We start from the raw sequence: 21,831 nt of genomic DNA, 5'->3' as shown, positions 1-21,831 counted from the left end.
AGGAATGGACGCGCAGCACCGCGCCGGGTTGCCGGTGATCACCCCGAAAACGACTCAGGGCCCTCCGCGCGATCGCGGAGGGCCCTGAGGGGGCTAGCCCGGGCCGGCGCCCGGTGGAGCAGCGACTCCGCCACCACCACCCTGGTTGTTGCCCAGCGGGAACGTCGGCGTTTCGCCAGGTCCGGGCCGGGTCGGCCGGGTCCGCGACGTCGGCGTCTCCGTGTCGGTCTTCGTCGGCTCGGTGCTGGGCGACGACTCCGTGGTGGTCGGCGGGGTCGTCGTGGTCGGCGTCTCCGGCGGCTTCGTCGGCGTCGTGGTCACGTCGTTGACGTCCTTGCCGATCGGCGCGACCTTGTCGAACTTCTCCGCCGGTTTGCCCTTGAGGTAGAGGTTCATGAAGTTCTGCCACGTCGGACCGGCGATGGTCGCACCGAAGATCGGCTTGTTCTTCGGGTCGTGCAGCGGCTTGTTGCCGTCGCCGCCGACCCAGACCGCGGCCGACACCGACGGGGTGTAGCCGACCATCCAGGTCTGCGCGTTGCGGTCCTTGTACGCCGCCGGGTCGTCGTCCTTGGCGGTGTACTGCTGCGTACCGGTCTTGCCGGCGCACTCGTGGCCGGTCGGGCACTTCAGCTTCGAGTGATCGATGACCGGCACCAGCGCCTCGGTGAGGTTGCCGGCGATCTGCTGGCTCTTGGCCGCGTCGTCGGAGAACGCCGGGTTGGTCTTGATGTTGTTCTCGTCGAACTCGACTTCGTCCTGCTTGTTCGTGAGCTTCGAGACGAAGTGCTGCTCGTGGTAGGTGCCGCCGTTGGCGAACGACGCGTACGCCGCCGCCATGTCCTCCGGCGTCACGGCCGTGCCGCCACCGCCGAGCGAGATGTTGTTGTCGTCGGTGTAGAGGACGCTCTTGCCGTCCGGCGCGACCTTGACCCCGGCTTCCTTCGCCGCTTCCGCGACCCGCGACGGCTTCGTCACGTTCAGGACCATGTCGTAGAACACGGTGTTCGCCGAGATCTCCATCGCCTTCGCGACGGTGCAGTCCTTGCCGCAGCTCGCGCTGTCACCCGCGTTCCGGACCGTGCGGCCGCCGAGCACCCGGTTGTTCGAGCCGTCGAACGTCTCGCCGAGGCCCTTGCCCATCTTGAGGAACGCCGCGAGGTCGAACGCCTTCATCGACGAACCCGGGTTCCGCGCCTGGTTCGCCCGGTCCTGGCCGATCTGGTCCTTGCCGTTCGCGTCCTTCACCAGCTCCGGCCCGCCGTAGTAGGCGATCACGCCGCCGTTCTTCGGGTTGACCGCGACCAGCGCGTTGAGCAGGTTCTCGTCGGTTTGGCCCTTCATGCCCTCCTGAGAGGCCTGCTCCGCCGCGGCCTGCGCCGCCGGGTCGATCGTGGTGTAGATCTTCGCTCCGGTCGAGAACAGCCTGTTCTCGTCGTAACCCTTCGCCGCCAGCTCGTCCTTGATCCGCTGCTGGAGCTGGTAGGTCATCTTCCCGGAGTTTTCCTCCTTGTTCGCGTTCTTCGCGATCGGCGTCGGGAACTGGGCGGCGGTGCGCTCGTCCGCCCGCAGCCACTTGTTGGCGACCATCTGGTCCATCACGTACGTCCAGCGCTGCAGAGCGTACTTCTGGTTCTCCGAGCGGCCGGGGCCCTGGATCAGGCCGGCCAGCAACGAGGCTTCGGACGCGTTGAGGTCCTTCGCGTCCTTGTTGAAGTACGCCTTCGCGGCCGCCTGGATGCCGTTCGCGCCGCGGCCGAAGTAGACGATGTTCAGGTAGGAAGTGATGATCTCTTCCTTGGACTGCTGGTTGTTCATCTTGAACGACTTCGCCAGCTCGGTCCACTTGCGGGTCAGCGTCGGGGCGTCGTTCTGCGTGGCCTGCTTGATGTACTGCTGGGAGATGGTCGAACCACCGCCCTGGCCACCGGACACCTGGTTCCAGACCGCGCGCAGGATGCCGGTGACGTCGAAGCCCGAGTTGGTCTCGAACGTCGCGTCTTCCGCCGAGTACACGGCGTGCTTGACGACGTCGGGGACCTCGCCCGGCTTGAGCAGCTGGCGGTCGCCGCCCGGCGGGAGCTCGCGGCCCATCACCTGGTTGCCGGCGTCGTAGTAGGTGATCGGCTGGTTCTGCAGCGACTTGATGCTCTCCGGCGTCGGCACGTCGACCAGGAAGTACGTGATGACGAACGCGATCGCGGGGACCACGAAGAACAGGCCGACGAAGGCGTACGCCACCCGCCGGACGATCTTCCAGCGGCGCTTCTTCTTCTGCGCCGGCGTCAGGATCCGCTTGCCCTTTTCGTCGAGCTCGTCCTGGGGCTCGACGTCGTCGGCGAACTCGTTGAACGCGGCGTCCTCGTAGCCGTCGTCGTACGGGTCGCGCCCGAAGTCGTCGGTGCCGTTGTGCGCGTGGTGGGTGATGAGGTCCGGCTCACGGCCCGGGGGCGGCACCGGCCGGCCGCCGCGCGGCTGGCGGAAACCCTCCGGCGGCGAAGCGGGCGGGCCCTGCTGGGGACGCTGCCCGGTCGGCGGGACGGCCCGCCGCGGCGGCATGCCCTGCTGCCCGCGGGGACGCTGCGGCCGCCGGGGCGGCTCTTCACCCGGCCACTGCGGGCCGCCTTCGTCGCCGGACGGCCACTCGGGCGCGCCACCGCCGCCACGCGGGTTGCCGCGGGGCGGGGTGTTGCGCTGAGGTCGGCGGGGGGCTTCTTCGCCGGGCCACGCCGGTCCGGGGTCTTCCCCCGGCCACTGGCCGGACTGGGCACGGCGAGGTGCATCTGGCTCCTGGCCGGGCCAGGAGCGGTTGCGGTCGTCGTTCACGAATGGGCCTCCCAGACCGGCGCCCGGTAGCGCGCCGTTCTGCGCTCTTCAGCGGTTGTGTTCCAGCTCACCGGCCCGCGGTCCTCCGTGGACCGTCGGCCGGCTCCCCCGTACCGAGGACGTACGACCGGACCAGGTGGTTCCAGTGGCACGCCCGGCACACTTCGACGTCGTACACGGTGAACTCGGCGAACATGCCGGCCATCCTGGCCAGCTCATCGGGTGTCCTCGCCGAACCCGCGACGTGCTTGAGTTCGTCACCGTAGACCCAGGACACCAGGGTCAGCGGTTCCTGGCGGCAGATCGGGCAGGGCTGGTCACCGGCCCGGCCGTGGAACTTCGCCGCCCGCAGCAGGTACGGGCTCGCGTCGCAGGCTTCGTAGCCGCCGACGCGCCCGGAGCGGACTTCGGCGAGCAGCGCACGGCGCTGCAACGCGTAGTCCACGACCTGCCGCTGGTTAATCACCAGGACAGAGTACGGGCTCTTCCTGTGTGGTCCACGCCCCCTAGCGCGACCAAGTGCCCGACCGGGGCGGACACGCCGGACGTTCGATAACTCTCCGGTGAATTTCGCCCGCACTGAGTAGACGGTCGAGGTTAGCTTCGCCACTTCGATGTATCGGCGCGATATAGTGGCTGAGTAGGTTGGATCGAGGCGACCCGTTCGGAGCAACGTCCGTCGCCCCGGTTTGTTCCCGGAAGGGGGTGCGGTGTGCTGGAGTTCGCGATCCTGGGTCTTCTGCACGAAGCGCCCATGCACGGGTACGTGCTGCGCAAGCGGCTGCACGAGACGCTCGGCACGCTCCGGACGTTCTCGTACGGCTCGCTGTACCCGACCCTGCGGAAGCTGCTGCGGGCCGGGTACCTGGTCGAAGAGCTGGACGAGGCCGACGACCGGGCGTGGTCGCGGCGCGGACGGCGGGTCTACAAGCTCACCGCGGAGGGCAAGGAGCGCTTCGGTGAGCTGCTCGGCGACGCCGGGCCGCAGACCTGGGACGACGAAGGCTTCGGTGTTCACCTGGCCTTCTTCTCGCGCACCCCGGCCGACGTGCGGATGCGGATCCTCGAGGGCCGCCGCCGCCGGGTCGAGGAGCGCCGCGAGGGATTGCGGGCGGCGCTGTCGCGGGCCGAGGAGAAGATCGATCGCTACACCCGCGAGCTGCACCGGCTCGGGCTGGAGACCAGCGAGCGGGAGGTGCGCTGGCTCAACGAGCTGATCGCGCACGAACAAGCCGAGCGGCAGGGTCCGGAAACCTGAGCCGCCCGGCGCGGGCCGCAGCGTCGCGGCACCTGACCTACTGAACAGACACGGATTGAAGGAGAAACCCCCATGGGCGAGAACCGCCGCGTACGGGTGGCCATCGTGGGCGTCGGCAACTGCGCGGCGTCGCTGGTCCAGGGAGTCCAGTACTACCGCGACGCGGACCCGGCCACCCGCGTCCCCGGTCTGATGCACGTCGACTTCGGCGGGTACCACGTCCGCGACATCGAGTTCGTCGCCGCGTTCGACGTGGACGCCAAGAAGGTCAGCCGCGACCTGTCCGAGGCGATCTTCGCCTCGGAGAACAACACCATCAAGATCGCCGACGTGCCGCCGCTCGGCGTCACCGTCCAGCGCGGCCACACCCATGACGGCCTCGGCCGCTTCTACCGCGAGACGATCGAGGAGTCCGACGAGACCCCGGTCGACATCGTCGCGGCGCTGCGCGAGGCCGAGGCCGACGTGCTCGTGTCGTACCTGCCCGTCGGCTCCGAGGTGGCGGACAAGTTCTACGCCCAGGCCGCGATCGACGCCGGCGTGGCGTTCGTCAACGCGCTGCCCGTGTTCATCGCCTCCGACCCCGAGTGGGCGAAGAAGTTCGAAGACGCCGGCGTCCCGATCGTCGGCGACGACATCAAGTCCCAGGTCGGCGCCACCATCACGCACCGCGTGCTGGCGAAGCTGTTCGAGGACCGCGGCGTCCAGCTCGACCGGACGATGCAGCTCAACGTGGGCGGGAACATGGACTTCCTGAACATGAAGGAGCTCGAGCGGCTCGAGTCGAAGAAGATCTCGAAGACCCAGGCCGTCACCTCGCAGGTCGACCGCGACCTCGGCAAGGGCAACGTCCACATCGGACCGTCGGACTACGTGCAGTGGCTCGACGACCGCAAGTGGGCCTACGTCCGGCTCGAGGGCCGCGCCTTCGGCGACGTGCCGCTGAACCTGGAGTACAAGCTCGAGGTGTGGGACTCGCCGAACTCGGCGGGCATCATCATCGACGCGGTCCGCGCGGCGAAGATCGCGAAGGACCGCGGCATCGGCGGTCCGATCCTGTCGGCCTCCTCCTACTTCATGAAGTCGCCGCCGGAGCAGTACGACGACTCGACCGCGCGCGACGCCGTCGAGAAGTTCATCCGCGGCGAGATCGAGCGGTAGGACAGACCTGCTCCAAGAAGGCCGTCACCGCTGGTGGCGGCCTTCTTGGCGTGGTGCACTAAACCGGTGGGGCGGGGTGCGCGTTGGCGGGGTGTGAGTGCGAGCGTGGGCGAAAGCGTGCCGGGGGACCTGGGCGCGCCGACCTTCCACGACCTGTTCCGGGAGTACTTCGGCCAGATGACCCGGCTGGCGCACCTGCTCGGCGCGGACGACGGCGAGAACGTCGCCCAAGAGGCCTTCGTCAAGCTCCACCAGCGCTGGGACTCGCTCAGCGACCACACCCGGGTGGCCGGCTACCTGCGCACGACCGTGGTGAACATGTCGCGGTCGCGCACGCGCCACCTGCGCGTGGTCCGGCGCACCCCGCAGGACCGGCCGCCGGACGAGCTGTCGGCCGAGGTCAGGGCGGTCGCCAACTGGGAGCACCAGCAGCTGCGCGCGGTGCTGGAAAAGCTCTCGAGGCGACAGCGCGAGGTCCTCGTGCTGAGGTATTGGCTGGACCTGAGCACGGCGGCCATCGCGGAGACGCTCGGCATCTCGCCCGGCACCGTGAAGGCGACCACCCACCACGCGATGGAGAACCTGCGCAAGCACTTGGGGGACGACCTGGGAGGTGAGCGATGACCGACCTCGAACGCAAGCTGGCCGACGCACTGCGGGACCAGGCGGCGGAGGTCGCGCCCAACCTCGACGCGGCCTGGGCGGAGCAGCAGCGCAGGCAGCGCCGGCCGCACCGCCGCCGCCGGGCCGCCGTGTGGATCGCGCCGCTGGCCGCCGTCCTGGTGGTGCTGACCAGCGTCTCGATCGTCACCCAGGTCACCACGGCCCAGTCGCCGCCGCCGGAGCCGGCGACGCGCCCGGGGCAGGACCTGGTGCTCGCCACCCCCGAGATCACGCCGGCGAACCTGAGCGGCGGCGGTGAGCCGGTCGCCCTCACCGACTTCGCGGGCCAGACGGAAGCCTGGACCTCCTTCGCGCTCAACCCCCAGGACCCCGCGGGCCGGCCGCTGCTCTGCGTCTCGGCGTTCGTCAAGGGGCTGACCCACGGCGGCGGCGCGCAGTACGGCATCGAGTCGCCGTCGTGCGTCCCGCTGGCGGACGGCGTCGTGCGGGCCGGGTACGTCGGCAAGCCCGGTGGCCCGCTGCCGGCCGGCAAGGCGGTCTACCTCGCCGACCCGTCGGTGCGGGTGCTGCGCCTCTACGACGGGGCCGGCGACCTGAGCTCGGCCAAGGAGGTCGGCACGCTGGGGCGCGACCGCGTCTACCTCGCCGACGTCAAGCCGGGGTCACCGCCGGTGCGCTACGACGTCAACCCAGGCCCAGCGCACCCGGCAAGCCGGTGATCTCCGCCACCACCGCCGTCGCCTGCGCGAGCACCTCGGGATCCGGCGGGAAGTGCGGGTTCGGCACCGCGTACACGGCCATCTTCGCCGCCAGCGCGGACCGGAGCCCGTTCGTCGTGTCCTCCACGGCGGCGCAGTCCTCCGGGGCCACGCCCAGCAGCTCGGCCGCCCGCAGGTAGACGTCCGGTGCCGGTTTGCCGGCGCCGACCTGCTCGGACGACACCGCCGCGCCGACCGGGAGGCCGGTCACGTCGAGGAAGCCCTTGATCAGGATCACCGGCGACGAGCTCGCGATCGCCACCGGCCAGCGCGCCGACACCTGCCGCACGACGTCCACGGCACCCGGGATCAGCGGCGGTTCCGCGGCGTACCGGGCGGCCATCCGCTTGACGACGATCGTCGCGATCTCGGCCGGGGTCGTCCGCGCGCCGAGCTCTTCCACCAGGTAGCGGGCCCATTCCGGGGTGCTCATCCCCTGCTGCGCCCGGGTCGCCTCCTCGCGCCAGGTGCCCCCGTGCTCGGCGACGACCGCGCGCCGCACCTCGTCCCAGATCCGCTCGGAATCCACCAGCACGCCGTCGAGGTCGAAGATCACCGCGTCCATGCCCCGAGCCTAGCTTGTGAGAGGAGTTACTTAGCCACCCTTACTAATTTTTGTTAGCCTGGCTAAGTGACTTCCCCGATCGCCGACCTCGCCCACCGGCTGTGGCCGCTGGTCTTCCGGCTGTACCACCAGGTGCGCCGCCAGACCCCGCAGCTGTCGCTGACCCTCACCCAGGGGTCGGTGCTGAGCGAGCTGGTCAACGGCGGTCCGCGGCGGATGAGCGCGCTGGCCGAGTTCGAGCAGGTCAAGCTGCCGTCGATGACCGACGTCGTCGGCCGGCTCGAACGGCTCGGCCTGGCGGTCCGCCGCCCGGACCCCGCCGACGGCCGCGCGGTGCTCGTGGACGTCACCGACGAGGGTCGCCGCTTCTACGCCGAGACGGTGGCCGCCCGGGAGGAGTTCCTCCGCGAGCGGCTCATCGCCATGGACGACACCGACCGCGCCGCGATCGAAGCCGCCCTGCCGGCTCTCGCCAAATTGCTCGTCGACACCAAGAAGGAGGAACTGATCAGCGATGAGCGCTGAACACCACTCGAGCCTGCTGGACGCGGTCAAGGGTCAGCCCAAGCAGGTGTGGATCACCGCGTTCGCCGCGGTCATCGCCTTCATGGGGATCGGCCTGGTCGACCCGATCCTGCTGTCCATCGCCAAGGGCCTGGACGCGACGCCGTCGCAGGTCACCCTGCTCTTCTCGTCCTACCTCGGCGTCCAGGTCATCGCGATGCTGGTGACCGGCGCGGCGAGCGCGAAGTTCGGGCCCAAGCGCACGGTGCTGGTCGGGCTGACGCTGATCGTCGCGGCCACCGCCCTGTGCGCGGCCGCCGGGTCGATCGAGCAGCTCGTCGGGCTGCGCGCGGTCTGGGGCCTCGGCAACGCGTTCTTCATCGCGACGGCGCTTTCGGTGATCGTCGGCGCCGCGACCGGCGGCCAGTCCGGCGCGATCCTGCTCTACGAAGCCGCGTTGGGTGTCGGCCTGTCGGTCGGCCCGCTGCTGGGCGCGCTGCTCGGCAGCATCTCGTGGCGCGGCCCGTTCGTCGGCACCGCGATCCTGATGGCCGGCGCGCTCGTGCTGTGCGCGGTGTTCCTGAAGAGCGACAAGCACGAGAAGCGTGACCCGATCAAGCTGCTCGACCCGCTTCGCGCGCTGAAGCACACCGGTCTGCTGCGCACCTCCGTCGCCTCGGCGCTCTACACCGCCGCCTTCTTCGCGGTGCTGGCCTGGTCGCCGTTCGTCCTCGGCTGGAGCGCCATCGCCGTCGGGCTGATCTTCTGCGGCTGGGGCCTGTGCGTCGCGGTCGCCGGGGTCGCGCTGGCCCCGCGGCTGGCCGCCAAGCTCGGCGAACGGCACGCCGCCGCGGCCGCTGTCTTCGGCTACGCCGTGCTGATGCTGGTGCTCGCCGTGCCGAGCAAGCCGGTCCTGGTCGTCGGGATCATCGTCTCCGGGCTGGTCTCCGGCCTGCTGAACACGCTGTTCACCGGCACCGCGATGTCGATCAGCGACGCGCCGCGCCCGGTCGCGAGCGCGGGCTACAACTTCTGCCGCTGGCTGGGCGGCGCGGTGGCCGCGACGCTGGTCGGGCACGTCGCCGAGTGGTTCGGTTCGCCGCAGGCACCGTTCGTCGTGTCGGCCATCCTGTGCGTCGTCGCCGGTGTCCTGCTCTCGCTGCGGGAGAAGAAGGCGGACCCGCACACCGTGCCGGCGGAAGCGGTGCTCGTCGGCGAGGAGTTCTGACCCGCCGTTCGGGCTAGTCGTACACCCGCCGTTCACCTGAATGTCTGGAATGGCTGGTTTGGGAGGCTTACGGTCGGTTCGTTCCCGAACTCCCACCCTGGAGGCCTCGTGCCCGACCGTCTGCTTCCGCTCCTGCCCGTCCACCCGGGCGGCCGCTCCCCGATCACCTGCGAATACCGCTGCGGCAACGCCTGTGCCCACCCCGAGCCGAACGAGTCCGGGAACGAGTACTTCGGCGACGTCGTGAAGGACATCTCCCGCCGCGGGGCCTTCAAGGCCGGCGCCGTGATGGCCGCCGCCGCGGGCGGGTTCGCGGCGCTTTCGGGGACCGCGGCCGCCGCGCCCGCGCGGAAGCCGCCACGTCCGGTGCCCGGCACCGACTTCGACCCGGTCCCGCCGAACAAGCTCGACGCGGTCATCGTCCCGGACGGCTACGCCCAGCGCGTCGTCATCCGCTGGGGCGACCCGGTGGTGCCGGGCGCCCCGGCGTTCGACTTCACCCGGCAGACGGCGGCCGCGCAGGCCCAGCAGTTCGGCTACAACAACGACTTCGTCGGCCTGCTCCCGCAGGACCCGCTGGGCCTGACCAACCTGCTCGTCGTGAACCACGAGTACACCGCCGAGGTGCACCTGTTCCCGGCCGACCAGTACGACCCGGCGAACCCGACCGAGGAGCAGGTGAAGATCGCCTGGGCGGCGCACGGCCTGTCGGTGCTGCTGACCCGCCGTGACCCCGTCCACGGCGGCCTCGAGGTCGTGCCGAGCCGGTACGCCCGCCGCATCACGCTCGACACGATCTTCGAGGTGCGCGGCCCGGCCGCCGGGTCGAAGTACCTGAAGACGTCGGCCGACCCGAGCGGGCGCAGGGTCCGCGGCACGCAGAACAACTGCTCCGGCGGCGTGACGCCGTGGGGCACAGTGCTTTCCGGCGAAGAGAACATCCACCAGTACTTCGCCAACTCGGAGAAGGTCACCGACCCGGTCGAAGCCGCGCGGCTGAAGCGGTACGCCATCGGCACCGGCGCGAGCACCCGCAAGTGGGAGCGGTTCGACAAGCGCTGGGACGTCGCGCAGGAGCCGAACGAGCCGAACCGGTTCGGCTGGGTCGTCGAGATCGACCCGAACGACCCGACGTCGACCCCCATCAAGCACACCGCGCTCGGTCGCCTCAAGCACGAGGGCGCCAACATCAAGATCACCGCCGACGGCCGCGTCGCCGCGTACACCGGGGACGACGAGCGCTTCGAGTACATCTACAAGTTCGTCTCGAAGGGCAAGTACAAGCCGGGCAAGAGCGCGCACGCGCGGCGGCACAACTCGGCCCTGCTCGACGAGGGCACCCTGTACGTCGCCCGGTTCACCGGCGACAGCCCGCTTCCGGAGATCGACGGCACCGGCGAGCTCCCGGCCGACGGCGAGTTCGACGGCGCCGGCGAATGGCTCCCGCTGGCGAGCGGGAACAAGTCCTTTGTGGACGGATTCACCGCCGAAGAGGTCTACGTCTTCACCCGGCAGGCGGCCGACAAGGTCGCGGCCACGAAGATGGACCGCCCGGAGGACATCGAGCCGAACCCGGTCAACGGCCGGGTTTACGCGGCGCTGACCAACAACTCCGACCGCGGCGCGGCGGGCAAGGCCGGCGTCGACGAGGTGAACCCCCGCGTGGCCAACAAGAACGGCCAGATCCTGGAGTGGGAAGAGCACCGCGGTGACGCGGCCTCGACGAGGTTCTCCTGGCGGCTGCTGCTCGTCTGCGGCGACCCGGCCGCGGCCGACACCTACTACGGCGGCTTCGACAAGACCAAGGTCAGCCCGATCTCCTGCCCGGACAACGTGACCTTCGACCGCCACGGCAACCTGTGGATCTCCACCGACGGCAACGCGCTCGGCGCGAACGACGGCCTGTTCTCGGTGCCGGTCACCGGGCCGGAGCGCGGGCACGTCAAGCAGTTCCTGTCGGTGCCGCCGGGCGCCGAGACGTGCGGCCCGAACGTCACCGACCACGTGGTGCTCGTCGCGGTCCAGCACCCCGGCGAGAACGCGGCGAGCTCGGCGAACCCGACGTCGCACTGGCCGGACGGCGGCACGGCGCAGCCGCGGCCGTCGCTCGTCTCGGTGTGGAAGAAGGGCCGCTTCGGCCTGCCGGGCCGCATCGGCGAGCGCTGACGGGCCCAGGTTCACTCTGAAGTGGACGGTTCTCGGCCGGTGGGGGCCGGTGGCACGCGCCATAGTCGAGGCATGGTCCGTTCGGCGCGCGTGGTGGCAGTGGCGGTGGTGGCGCTCTCGGGGACGGTCGCACCCGCGGCCGCCGCCGAGCCGCCGCCGTCGTGCGGCGGGGTGGCCGCCAACCCGAGCGTCGAGGAGACCGCGCGCAACGGCGCCCCCGACGGGTACGTGTTCACCCCGGCCGCGCCGGTCCCGCCCGGGACGCCGGCCGCGAAGGCGCCGAAGCTGCTGACCGACCAGGCGTACGCCGTCGACGGGCAGCGCTCGGCGCTCGTCCAGACCCCGGACGGCAAGCCCAGCACCGCCGTCCAGACCGAGAAGTTCGTCCCCGGCGGCGTCTACACGCTGAGCGTCTGGACCGCTTCGCACGCGCCGGGCAACGGCGCGGCCACCGGCCTGCGGTTCTTCGACGCGACCGGCGCGCAGGTGCAGGAGAGCAAGCTCGCCGTCGACCACTACGCGGGCGACGGCCGGCTGGCCCGGCAGGACTTCCCGGCCGCGACCGCGCCGGCGAAGGCCACCGCGGTCAAGTTCTTCACCACCACCAGCCTGGAGCGGCTGCGCTGGGACTGCGTCGACCTCAAGCTGGCCGCGTACTCGGTGAAGAAGGAAGTGCAGAACCCGGCGACCGGCGCGTGGGGCTCGTTCGCCACGGTCACCGCGGGCGAAACCGCGCACTACCGGATCACCGTGACGAACGACGGCACCGAGGAGCTGACCGGGATCGCGGTGCAGGACCCGTGGTGCCCGGCACCGGTCGAGCCGTTCACGCTGGCCGCGGGCGCGAACAAGCAGCTGACCTGCGACCACCCGGACCTCACGGTGGCCGACAACGGGCACGTCAACACGGCGAAGGTGACCGGCGTGCACCACCCGGGCGGCACGCTCGGCGACAAGACCGCGTCGGCGACGATCACCGTCCTGCCGCCGCCGGCGATCGCGAAGATCGGCGACTTCGTCTGGGCCGACCGCAACCGCGACGGCCTCCAGGACCCGGACGAACCCGGCGTCGCCGGCGTGAAGGTGACGCTGAAGGACGGCGCGGGCGGCACGGTCGGCACCGCGACCACGGACGACGCCGGGAAGTACGGCTTCGAGAAGCTGAAGGACGGCACCTACCAGGTCTGCTTCGCCATCCCGGCCGACCACCTCGCGACCCGCCAGGACGCCGGCGCCGACGATCGCGATTCGGACGCGGACGCCGGCGGCTGCACCGCGCCGCGCACGGTCGGCGGCCCGTCCCACGAGGACTTCGGCGCCGACCTCGGGCTGGTCACCCCGGCGAACCGGATCGGCGACTTCGCCTGGACCGACACCGACGGCAACGGCCTCCAGGACCCGGGCGAGCCCGGTCTCGCCGGCGTCAAGGCGGTGCTGAGCAACGGAGTCAGCGTCGTCACCGGCCCGGACGGCGCGTACGCCTTCGCCGGTCTCGAAGACGGCAGCTACCAGGTCTGCTTCACGGCGGAGGGGCACAAGCCGACGAAGAAGGACGCCGGCGACGACGCGAAGGACTCCGACGCGGACCCGGCGACGGGCTGCGCGGACCCCCGGACGCTCGGTCCCGGCGCGCGCGACGACCACACGGTCGACGTCGGCTTCGCCTAGTTACGGTGGGGGTATGACGGACTTGCCTCTCGCCCTCGTGACCGGCGCCTCCCGCGGGATCGGCGCGGCGGTCGCGCACCAGCTCGCGCCGACGCACCGCCTGCTGCTCGGCGGCCGCGACGCCGAAGCGCTGTCCGCGCTGGCGAAGGAGCTCCCGGGCGCGAAGCCGTGGCCGGTGGAGCTGACGAACCCGGCGTCGCTCGCCGAAGCGGTCGCGGGCATCGAGTCCCTGGACGTCCTGGTCCACTCGGCGGGCGTCGCGCGCATCGCCCGGATCGAGGACACCACCGCCGCCGTGTGGCGGGACAACTTCGAGGTCAACACCCTCGCCGTGGTCGAGCTGACCCGCCTGCTGCTCCCCGCCCTGCGCGCGGCCCGCGGCCACGTCGTGGTGATCAACTCCGGCGCGGGCCTCAACGCCCGCCCGGGCTGGTCCCCGTACGCGGCGAGCAAGTTCGCGGTCCGCGCCTTCGCCGACGCCCTGCGCGAAGAGGAGAAGGACATCCGCGTGACGTCGGTGTACCCGGGCCGCACGGACACCGAGATGCAGCAGGAGATCTTCAAAGGCGAAGGCCGCGACTACGACACCACGCACCTGCTGCGCGCGGACTCGGTGGCGACCGCGGTGGTGACAGCGGTGTCAGCCACCCCGGACGCCCACCAGACGGACATCACCCTCCGCCCCCGCTAGCCCCCCAACGCCACTTTCTCTAGGAAAGTGGCGCTTCGGGACTCAAGCGCGGAGGCGGGTGGCGGTCTCGGCCACGCCGGCCTGGACCTTCGCCCGGTCCACCTTCACCGACTCGCCGTCGGCCACGACCTGCTCGCCCGCGACCCACACGTCGCGGACCCGCCGCGAGCCGGCCGCCCACACCAGGTTCGACAGCAGCTGCACGTCCGGCACGTCCAGGCCGCACGCGAACGCCGGGTCGTCGAGGTCGATGTGCACCAGGTCGGCCCAGCGGCCCGGCGCGAGCGCCCCGATGTCGTCGCGGCCCAGTGCCGAAGCTCCGCCGCGGGTCGCCAGCAGGAAGACGTCGGCCGCGGTCAGCACCGTCGAGTCGCCCGTCGCCAGCCGGGCGAACATGGCCGTGAGCTGCAGTTCTTCCCACAGGTCGAGGTCGTCGTTCGACGCCGGACCGTCGGTGCCGAGGCCGACCGCGACGCCCGCCGCGCGCAGGTCCTTGATCCGCGCGATGCCCGAGGCCAGTTTCGCGTTCGAGCCCGGGCAGTGCGCCATGCCGACGCCGTGCGCCGCGAACAGCGCGATGTCGTCGTCCGACAGGTGGATCGCGTGCGCCGCCAGCACCCGGCCGTCGAGCATGCCCAGTTCCTTCAGCAGCGCGGGCACCGAACCGTGCGAGGCGCGGACCGCGGTGTCCTCCGCCGCCGCCTCGGCGACGTGGATCTGGATCAGCGCGCCCCGCGAAGCAGCCGATTCGGCCGTCGCGCGCAGGGCTTCCGCCGACAGCATGTACGCCGAGTGCGGGCCGTAGCCCAGCTCGACGCGGTCGCCGTGGCCGAAGCGCAGGCCGTCGGTGTCGATCCAGCGCTCGATGCCGGCCAGCTGGGCCCGCCAGTCCAGGCCCGGCAGCTCCATCACCGGCGGCGCCACCAGCACGCGGGCACCGGTGGTGAGCACCGCGTCGACCAGCTGCTCGCCTTCGAAGTACATCTCGGCGCTCGTCGTGACGCCGTGGCGCAGCATCTCGACCGAGCCGAGCAGCATGCCGGTGCGGATGTCCTCCGGCCGCAGCTTCGCTTCGGCGGGCCAGATGATCTCGTTGAGCCAGGGCAGCAGCGGCAGGTCGCCGCCCATCCCGCGCAGCAGCGTCATCGGGCTGTGCGCGTGCGTGTTGACCAGGCCGGGCAGCAGGATGCCGGTCAGGGTGGTGACCGGTGCGGCGGACTCGGGGGCGGTGGCCGCCGGTCCGCAGTAGGAGATGCGCCCATCGGCGTCCACATCGACGACCGCGTCACGCAGGAGCGAACAGGACGCGTCGGCGGGGAGAACGACAGGGGCGTGGAAACGGCGTTGCATCTCTGGATACTACGCACCCTCGATTACGAGACGACTCCACTCCGCCACGCCCAGGCCGCGATCTCGACGCGGTTCCGCGCGCCGATCTTGCCCTGCACCGACGCCAGGTGCGTCTTCACCGTGGACAGGGACAGGAACAGCTCCGACCCGATCTCGGTGTTCGTCAGCCCGCGCGCGGCCGCCTTGACGACGTCCATCTCCCGCGCGGTCAGCGGCTCCGACGGCGGGGCGACCTGCGCCTTCACCGCGCCGCCGCCGTCGAAGTGCTTGAGCAGCCGGATGGTGATCTGCGGGGACACCAGCGCGTCGCCGCGGTCGGCCGCGCGGACCGCCTCGATCAGCAGCGCCGGGCCGGCGTCCTTGAGCAGGAAGCCGTGCGCGCCGTTGCGCAGCGCCGTGTGGACGTACTCGTCGAGGTCGAACGTGGTGACCACGACCACCTTCAGCGGATCGCTCACGTCCGGCCCGGCCAGCTGGCGGGTGACCTCCAGGCCGTCGAGGCCCGGCATGCGGATGTCGAGCAGGCAGACGTCCGGGCGTAGCTCGCGGGCCTTCGACACCGCCGAGACGCCGTCCGCGACGTCGGCGACGACCTCGATGTCGTCCTGTGCGTCCAGGATCATGCGGAACCCCATCCGCACCATTTCCTGGTCGTCGGCGATCAGTACCCGGATCACTCGTCCCCTTCCCCGGCGGCCAGCGGCAGCCACGCTTCGACCCGCCAGCCGCCGTCCGGGCCACGCCCGGCCGACAGCCGTCCTTTGAGCAACGCGACGCGTTCACGCATCCCGACCAGACCGTAGCCGCCCGATCCGCCGGCCGGCCGGTGCGTCGGTTCGCGTCCGTCGTCCGTCACCCGCAGGTGCAGTTCGGGGCCCTGGACCTCGGCCACGACGAACGCCTCGGTCGCGCCGGACGCGTGCTTGCCGACGTTCGTCAGCGACTCCTGCACCAGCCGCAGCGCCGAGCGGCCGACCTCGTGCGGCAGGTCCGGCGGCAGGTCGAGGTGCATCGACGTCGGCACGCCGTGGTTGGCGCCCTCGACCAGCTTCCGCAGGTCGGCACCCAGATCGGTGGTCGCCTGTTCGCTGAACTCGCTCGACCCGGCCGGCGCGTCCCCGCGCATCGAGCGGACCAGCCGCCGCATCGCCGCGAGCGCCTCGACCCCGGCGTTCTCGATCCGGGCCATCGCCTCGACGGCGACCTCCGGCTTCTGCGCGGCCATCATCCGCGCGGCCTGCGCCTGGACGACGATGCCGGTGACGTGGTGGGCGACGACGTCGTGCAGCTCGCGGGCCAGCGCCATCCGCTCGGCCGTCTGCGCGTCGGCCACCGCCGACTTGACGACCGTGGTGCGCTCGGAGTCCCGCGAGCGCAGCATCAGGCCGGTGGCGATCGAGATGCCGAGCAGCAGCGCGGCGGCGAAGGCGAGGACGGACAGCGTCTGCGGGTCGGTCTGCAGGCCCGACGGCTTGTCCGAGTTGAGGATCGCGGCGAGCGCGACGACGCCGGATAGGATCGACACCCGCGGCCACGACGCGTTGAGGCCGCGGGCGCGGGTCACGTTCACCACCACGCCCATCGCGGCGATGACCTGCACGAACGGCACGCCGCCCGGCATCGGGTAGTCGTAGCGCAGGTGCAGGAACGGCGTCACGACCGCCGACAGCAGCAGGATCCCGGCGACGCCGAGGAGCGCGTCCGCGGGCCGCCGCGGCGAGAGCACCGCGATGGCGGCCGCGACGAGCGAGCAGAACAGGATCGGGAAGCCGCGGGCGTTGCTCGAATACGTGTAGCCGAACTCGAACAGCAGCGCGAAGCCGAGCAGGCCCATCAGCGGCCACTGCCCCATCGCGAGCTCGTTCACCCGGCGCAGCCGGCGCACCCGCGGATCGGCCTGGGGGCCGCGGTCCCGGGTCGCGATGGCCGGCACGACCGGCCCGATGAGCAGCAGCAGGCCGAACACCAGGCCCTGGGTCGCCGTACCGCCGTCGATGTCGCCGACCCCGCCGTACCGGCCGAACAGGGCGACCAGGCCCCCGACGACCAGGAAGCTCACGACGCAGAGCGCCACGCCCGCGCGCGCCCGCCGGGTGACGTAGTAGACCATCAGCACCCCGGCCACGACCTCGGTGATGGTCACCTTCGGCAGCACGCTGGAGTACGGCGGGATGTGGAACGCGTGGATGAAGAGGGTGGAGAACACCAGCACCCCGCCACCGGCCACGCCGGCGACGGCCGCGCGCTTCTGGGCCCACACCGCGCACGCCGTCATCGCGAAGATGCCGGGCAGCAGCCCGAAGTCGACGAAGCGCGGGCCGTTGTCGTCGAGCGCGGCCTGCGTCGTGAAGACGACGTCGAACAGCAGGGCGGCGAAGAGGACGGCCGTGGGCACGCCGATGCGCCGCACGAGAGCGGCGGTGCGCGTGTAGAGGGTGTTCGGAGGGGGCGCGGCGGTCACAACGTGACGTTAGAGGATCCGCCCCGGTTCGCACCTTGGCCGAGTGGCTCGCCCTCGCTCGGCCGATCGGCCGATGCGGGGCGGGGCGTGACTGGCCGTCTGCCCGAAGTGGACACCCCCCGATCTCCGCGAAGCTCATCGGCACCAAGATCCGAACCGACAGGGAGAAACCTCGTGGACCCGAACACTCCACAGTGGACCGGTGGCCCGGTGCTGTCCGGCCGTGGGCTCGTGAAGCGCTACGGCGCGCAGTACGCCCTGGCCGGCATCGACATCGACATCCAGCCGCGGGACGCCGTCGCCATCGTCGGCCCGTCCGGCTCGGGCAAGACGTCGCTGCTGCACGTGCTGGCCGGCATCCTTCGGGCCGACGACGGGCAGATCTTCCTGGCCGGGCAGCGGATCGACCACCTCGGCGAAAAGAAGCGCAGCGAGCTGCGCCGCACCGAGTTCGGCTTCGTCTTCCAGTCGGGGATGCTGGTCGCGGAGCTCTCGGCCGAAGAGAACGTCGCGCTGCCGTCGCTGCTGGCCGGGCTCGGCCGCAAGGAGGCCATCGACGCGGGCCGCCAGTGGCTCTCGCGGCTCGGGCTGGCCGGCAAGGAGAAGCGCCGCCCCGGTGAGCTGTCCGGTGGCGAGGCCCAGCGCGTCGCGATCGCGCGGGCGCTGACCCACCGGCCGAAGGTGATCTTCGCCGACGAGCCGACCGGCGCGCTCGACACGCGCACCGGCCGCGAGACGATGGACGCCCTGCTCGGTGCCGCCCACGAGACGGGCGCCGCGGTGATCGTCGTGACGCACGACCGCGAGCTGGCCGAGTCGATGCCGAAGACCGTCGCCATCCGCGACGGCCTGATCGCCACGAGGCAGGCGGCGTGAACTCGCTCCAGATCGCCCTGCGGGTGCTGAAGGTCGACCGGCGGACCCGGACGTCGGCGATCCTCACCGCGATCGGGGTGGCCGTCGCGACCGGGCTGGTGCTGCTGCTGGCGACGCTGCCGTTCGCCACGCAGAACCGCGAGCAACGTGCCCTCTGGCAGGGCGAGCACTTCTACAGCGGCCTCGCCGGGGACGCCCCGGCCAAGATCCTCTTCAGCTCGTCGAAGGACTACTTCGACGGCAACCAGATCATCCGGGTCGACGTCGCGGTGGCGCCCGGCGCGACCGCCGCGGGCGTCCAGCTGCCGCCGGGCGTGCCGCAGCTGCCGGGACCGGGCGAGACCGTCGTGTCGCCGGCGCTCGGCCGGCTGCTGCAGGGGCACCCGGCCGACCAGCTCGGCGACCGGTTCGGCAAGCCCGTCGGTGCGCTCGGGGAGGACGGCCTCCGCTTCCCGGAGCAGCTCGTCGCGCTCGTCGGGCACACGCCGGACGCGATGCCGGTGCGCGCCGACCCCATCCCGGGGTTCCCCGGCGGGAAGGCGAGCCCGGACGCCCTGCTCATGCTGCTGTCCTGGGTCGGGATCATCGTGCTGCTGGTGCCGAGCCTGGTGCTGGTCGCGTCCTCGGCGCGGCTGACCGCGGCCCGGCGGGAACGGCGGCTCGCCGCGATCCGGCTGGCCGGCGCGACCCCGGGGCAGGTCACGAACATGGTGGCCGCCGAGACGACGTTGTCCGCGGGCATCGGCGCGGTGCTCGGCCTGCTGATCAGCCCGGCGCTGCACGGTCTCGCGTCGTTCGTGCCGTGGGGCGGCGGCACCTGGCTCGCCTCCGACTTCGCGCTGCCGGTCGGCCTGACGGTGTTCATCGTCCTGGCCATCCCGGTGCTCGTGGTGCTGGCCGGCATCCTCGGCCTGCGCCGCGTGCTGAAGAACCCGCTGTTCGCGACCGGCGGCCACACGAAGAAGCCGTTGCACTGGTGGCGGCTGCTGGCGCTGCCCGCGGCCGGGCTGTTCTTCCTCGTCGCGGTGACGACGGCGAAGGACTACGGCGGCATCACGTTCGTGATGGCGGGGCTGTTCCTGCTGGTCGGCTCGGCCGCGATCGTCGGGCCGTGGGTGACGTCGGCGGTCGGCGGCACGTTCGTCCGGATCTGGCGGCGGCCGTCTTCGCTGCTCGCCGGCCGTCGCCTGCGTGACGACCCGAAGGGCGCCTACCGCTCCTCCGCCGGGATCGTGCTCGCGGTGTTCGCCGGGTCGATGGCGCTGACGCTGCTACCGACGTTCGAGTCGATGGCCGGTGGCGGGCGGTCGTTCGCGGACTCCACGCTCTACGTCGACACCGACGGGCAGCACGCGAGCAAGCTCGTCGAGCAGGCCAACGCGTCCCTGGCGAAGTACGGGCAGCCGGACAAGGCCGTCGCGGTCGGCGAGATCTACCTGGTCCAGGGCGAGGGGAACAACCGCACCGGCCACCGCGCACTGGTGATGAGCTGCGCGGACGCCGTCAAGCTGACCCGGTTCGGGCTCACCGCGGACAACTGCACGGGCGGGCCGGCCGTCTTCGGCGACTCGGCGCTCGACCTGGCGCGGTTCAAGGTCACCGACACCTGGGAAGGGCAGGCGTCGCCGGTCAAGTCGGGCACGCGGGCGGAAGCCGTCCACCTCCCGGACCCGGACCTGGCCAGCACGTCGATCATCGATCCGGCCGCGCTGCCCGACGGCTTCACACCGAAGTACGTGACCGTGGTCGCGCCGACCACCGACGCGAACCGGGAGATCGTCCGGACGGCGCTGGCCGGACCGGCCGCCGGCGAGGAGATCGGCAGCCGGGACCAGTACCTGGTCAACCAGCAGACCGAGCTCGGCGACCTGCGCCGGGTCACGGTGATCGGGCTGCTCGCCGCCGGTGTCCTGGCCGGGTGCAGCGCCGCGGTCGCGACCGCGGGCTCGGTGATGGACCGCCGCCGCACCTTCGGGGCGCTGATGGCGGCCGGCACACCGGTCCGGGTGCTGGCACGGGCGCTGCGGATGGAGGCCGCGCTGCCGGCGCTGGTCGCCACCATCGGCGCGGGAATCGTCGGGGTGCTCGTCGGTGTTGGTCTCTTCAGCATGGTCGACGAGCGGGGCATCGTGCTCAGCCCGTGGCTGCTGGCGCCGGTCGTGCTCGGGATGGGCGTGGCCCTGCTCGGCGCGTCGGTCTGCACCCCCGCGCTGAAGCGGGTCCAGGCCGAACCGCTGGCCGACGAATAGGGAGGACGTTCGCCCCTCTGTCGGGGGAGGGGCGAACTCCTACCGCTTTTCGAAGATGAGGTCGTGCGAGACGCGGCCTTCGACTTCCGCGCGCTGCTCGAACTTCGTCACCGGCCGCCACTCCGGCCGCGGCGCCCAGCCGTCGTACCGGTTCTTCAACAGCGGCTCCGCGGAGCAGACCTCGAGCATCTGCTCGGCGTAGTTCTCCCAGTCGGTCGCCATGTGGAAGGTGCCGCCGGGCGCGAGCCGCGACGCCACGAGCGCGGCGAACGACGGCGACACGATCCGCCGCTTGTGGTGCTTCTTCTTCGGCCACGGGTCCGGGAAGAACAGCCGGACGCCGTGCAGCGTGCCCGGCTCCACGTGCTCGGTCAGCAGGACGACGGCGTCGCCGTGCAGCAGCCGCAGGTTCTCGACGCCCAGCTTTTCGGCGCGCAGCATCAGCTGGCCGAGGCCCGGGTCGTAGACCTCGGCCGCGACGTAGTTCAGCTCCGGCGCCGCGGCGGCCAGCTGCGACGTCGTCTCGCCCATGCCGGAGCCGATCTCCAGCAGCACCGGCGCTTCGCGGCCGAACCACTCGGTGAAGTCCAGCGTCCCGGCGGGCAGCTCACCGACCGTGCGGCCGAGGTCCGGCCACAGTTCGTCCCACGCGCGTTGCTGCCCGACGGTCATCCGGCCGCCGCGCTTCACGTAGCTGACGACGCTGCGAAGCCGGGGTTGGTGCTCGTTTTCCACCCACGGAATGTAGCCGGGCGCGCAGCGCCTCCGTTGAGGGTGGTGGTGGGGGCATGGATGGATTAACGAACGGCTTCGAGCTCCCCGAGCCGAGACCGCAGGCCGGCCAGCCCGGCGATCGCGAGCGGGTCCGGCGTCCGGCCGCTGTGCGCCGGCAGGACGTCGATCCAGCCCGGGTGCCGGTCGGTGTTCATGACCGTCGTGGGAATCGCGTGACCCGATTTCCCGCGCTCGGACGGGATGAACTCCCAGTACCCGGATTCGCCGTCCGCGGCCCACGGGACGAATTCCCAGCCCGGGCGCCTGCCGAGCAGCTGCGCGATCCGGTCCTCGACGCGGAAACCCTGTTCCCGCGAGTCGAGGGTCCCGTCCGCCACCGCCCGCAGCCACCAGGGCGCGGGGATCGGGCCCGCCATCCCGGCCGAAGCGCGGAACAGGGCCAGGACGCGGTCTTCGGGCGCGCGGTGCACCCAGGCCCGGCGGAGTTCCGCGGGCGTGGCCGCCGTCATGGCGGCCTGCGGGAGCTCGATCGCCCGCGACCATTCCAGGTCCAGCATCGGTTCGAGCCGGGGAGCGTCGTCTTCGACGCGAGCTCGGGGAATCGTACTGCCCAATTCTTGACCGGTGTCCACCGTCAAGGATCACCTCCAGGGGAGCTCAGACGGGTCCGGCACGCTCTCTCTTACGAATATTGCCTGGTCATAGCAGTAT

Annotated in this window: 19 protein-coding genes; 11 read left to right on the top strand and 8 right to left on the bottom strand. The window is 71.5% G+C overall.

From position 1 onward, the window contains the following. Positions 1–93: 93 nt before the first annotated feature. A complete protein-coding gene (locus AB0B33_RS31090) occupies positions 94–2,826 on the bottom strand; it encodes a transglycosylase domain-containing protein (RefSeq protein WP_360778040.1) in 2,733 nt (910 codons plus the stop codon). 67 nt (positions 2,827–2,893) lie between these two features. Next, entirely contained in the window at positions 2,894–3,292 is a 399-nt protein-coding gene (locus AB0B33_RS31085; RefSeq protein WP_360778038.1) for a DUF5318 domain-containing protein, read from the bottom strand. Between the two features lie 246 nt (positions 3,293–3,538). On the opposite strand from AB0B33_RS31085, the gene AB0B33_RS31080 reads away from it, so the two are divergent. The 4 genes from AB0B33_RS31080 to AB0B33_RS31065 all read left to right on the top strand — a co-directional run bounded on the left by AB0B33_RS31080 (position 3,539) and on the right by AB0B33_RS31065 (position 6,588). Beyond that, the gene (locus AB0B33_RS31080; RefSeq protein WP_086856499.1) at positions 3,539–4,084 is read left to right on the top strand and encodes a PadR family transcriptional regulator; all 546 of its coding nucleotides are present in this window, start codon (positions 3,539–3,541) and stop codon (positions 4,082–4,084) included. A gap of 72 nt (positions 4,085–4,156) precedes the next feature. Next, positions 4,157–5,245 carry an inositol-3-phosphate synthase gene (locus AB0B33_RS31075; RefSeq protein ID WP_247016433.1) on the top strand — a complete coding sequence of 363 codons (1,089 nt, stop codon included), beginning with the start codon at positions 4,157–4,159 and terminating at the stop codon, positions 5,243–5,245. Positions 5,246–5,350: 105 nt separating this feature from the next. Continuing rightward, positions 5,351–5,869 (top strand): SigE family RNA polymerase sigma factor, encoded by a 519-nt coding sequence (locus AB0B33_RS31070; protein WP_247016435.1) that lies wholly within the window; start codon positions 5,351–5,353, stop codon positions 5,867–5,869. After that, positions 5,866–6,588 carry a hypothetical protein gene (locus AB0B33_RS31065; protein ID WP_360778035.1) on the top strand — a complete coding sequence of 241 codons (723 nt, stop codon included), beginning with the start codon at positions 5,866–5,868 and terminating at the stop codon, positions 6,586–6,588. Before AB0B33_RS31070 ends, AB0B33_RS31065 begins: the two co-directional genes overlap by 4 nt. Here AB0B33_RS31065 and AB0B33_RS31060 read toward each other — a convergent pair. After that, positions 6,554–7,192, bottom strand: a complete 639-nt coding sequence (locus AB0B33_RS31060) for an HAD family phosphatase (RefSeq protein ID WP_247016439.1) — start codon at positions 7,190–7,192, stop codon at positions 6,554–6,556. The genes AB0B33_RS31065 and AB0B33_RS31060 overlap by 35 nt on opposite strands. Before the next feature lie 66 nt (positions 7,193–7,258). On the opposite strand from AB0B33_RS31060, the gene AB0B33_RS31055 reads away from it, so the two are divergent. From AB0B33_RS31055 to AB0B33_RS31035, 5 genes are all read left to right on the top strand, one after another. Next, complete coding sequence (locus AB0B33_RS31055) at positions 7,259–7,717, top strand: MarR family transcriptional regulator (protein ID WP_360778032.1); 459 nt, start codon at positions 7,259–7,261, stop codon at positions 7,715–7,717. Beyond that, a complete protein-coding gene (locus AB0B33_RS31050) occupies positions 7,707–8,924 on the top strand; it encodes an MFS transporter (protein ID WP_360778030.1) in 1,218 nt (405 codons plus the stop codon). Before AB0B33_RS31055 ends, AB0B33_RS31050 begins: the two co-directional genes overlap by 11 nt. Before the next feature lie 108 nt (positions 8,925–9,032). Further along, on the top strand, positions 9,033–11,090 hold the full coding sequence (locus AB0B33_RS31045; RefSeq protein WP_360778028.1) for a PhoX family phosphatase: 2,058 nt from the start codon (positions 9,033–9,035) through the stop codon (positions 11,088–11,090). Between the two features lie 72 nt (positions 11,091–11,162). Further along, complete coding sequence (locus tag AB0B33_RS31040; RefSeq protein WP_360778026.1) at positions 11,163–12,758, top strand: SdrD B-like domain-containing protein; 1,596 nt, start codon at positions 11,163–11,165, stop codon at positions 12,756–12,758. A 13-nt stretch (positions 12,759–12,771) separates the two neighbouring features. Then, entirely contained in the window at positions 12,772–13,449 is a 678-nt protein-coding gene (locus AB0B33_RS31035; RefSeq protein WP_360778024.1) for an SDR family oxidoreductase, read from the top strand. 42 nt (positions 13,450–13,491) lie between these two features. Here AB0B33_RS31035 and AB0B33_RS31030 read toward each other — a convergent pair whose 3' ends face one another. From AB0B33_RS31030 to AB0B33_RS31020, 3 genes are read right to left on the bottom strand one after another with little or no spacing between them, the layout of a single operon-like run. Beyond that, complete coding sequence (locus AB0B33_RS31030; RefSeq protein ID WP_360778022.1) at positions 13,492–14,799, bottom strand: amidohydrolase; 1,308 nt, start codon at positions 14,797–14,799, stop codon at positions 13,492–13,494. 23 nt (positions 14,800–14,822) lie between these two features. Beyond that, complete coding sequence (locus AB0B33_RS31025) at positions 14,823–15,476, bottom strand: response regulator transcription factor (RefSeq protein WP_360778020.1); 654 nt, start codon at positions 15,474–15,476, stop codon at positions 14,823–14,825. Further along, entirely contained in the window at positions 15,473–17,260 is a 1,788-nt protein-coding gene (locus AB0B33_RS31020) for a histidine kinase (protein WP_360778018.1), read from the bottom strand. The genes AB0B33_RS31025 and AB0B33_RS31020 overlap by 4 nt, the downstream gene beginning before the upstream one ends. 174 nt (positions 17,261–17,434) lie before the next feature. Here AB0B33_RS31020 and AB0B33_RS31015 point away from each other — a divergent pair, with 174 nt between their 5' ends. Continuing rightward, the gene (locus AB0B33_RS31015) at positions 17,435–18,136 is read left to right on the top strand and encodes an ABC transporter ATP-binding protein (RefSeq protein WP_086856530.1); all 702 of its coding nucleotides are present in this window, start codon (positions 17,435–17,437) and stop codon (positions 18,134–18,136) included. Continuing rightward, entirely contained in the window at positions 18,133–20,385 is a 2,253-nt protein-coding gene (locus AB0B33_RS31010) for an ABC transporter permease (RefSeq protein ID WP_360778015.1), read from the top strand. Before AB0B33_RS31015 ends, AB0B33_RS31010 begins: the two co-directional genes overlap by 4 nt. Before the next feature lie 39 nt (positions 20,386–20,424). Here AB0B33_RS31010 and trmB read toward each other — a convergent pair whose 3' ends face one another. Together trmB and AB0B33_RS31000 are read right to left on the bottom strand one after the other, a co-directional pair. After that, entirely contained in the window at positions 20,425–21,120 is a 696-nt protein-coding gene (gene trmB, locus AB0B33_RS31005) for a tRNA (guanosine(46)-N7)-methyltransferase TrmB (RefSeq protein ID WP_247016462.1), read from the bottom strand. Positions 21,121–21,182: 62 nt separating this feature from the next. Next, the gene (locus AB0B33_RS31000; RefSeq protein ID WP_360778013.1) at positions 21,183–21,734 is read right to left on the bottom strand and encodes a hypothetical protein; all 552 of its coding nucleotides are present in this window, start codon (positions 21,732–21,734) and stop codon (positions 21,183–21,185) included. Positions 21,735–21,831: the final 97 nt, after the last annotated feature.

Source organism: Amycolatopsis sp. NPDC049159 (assembly GCF_040648295.1).
Classification (GTDB): domain Bacteria; phylum Actinomycetota; class Actinomycetes; order Mycobacteriales; family Pseudonocardiaceae; genus Amycolatopsis; species Amycolatopsis pretoriensis_A.
This window is presented reverse-complemented; position numbering and strand designations above follow the sequence as displayed.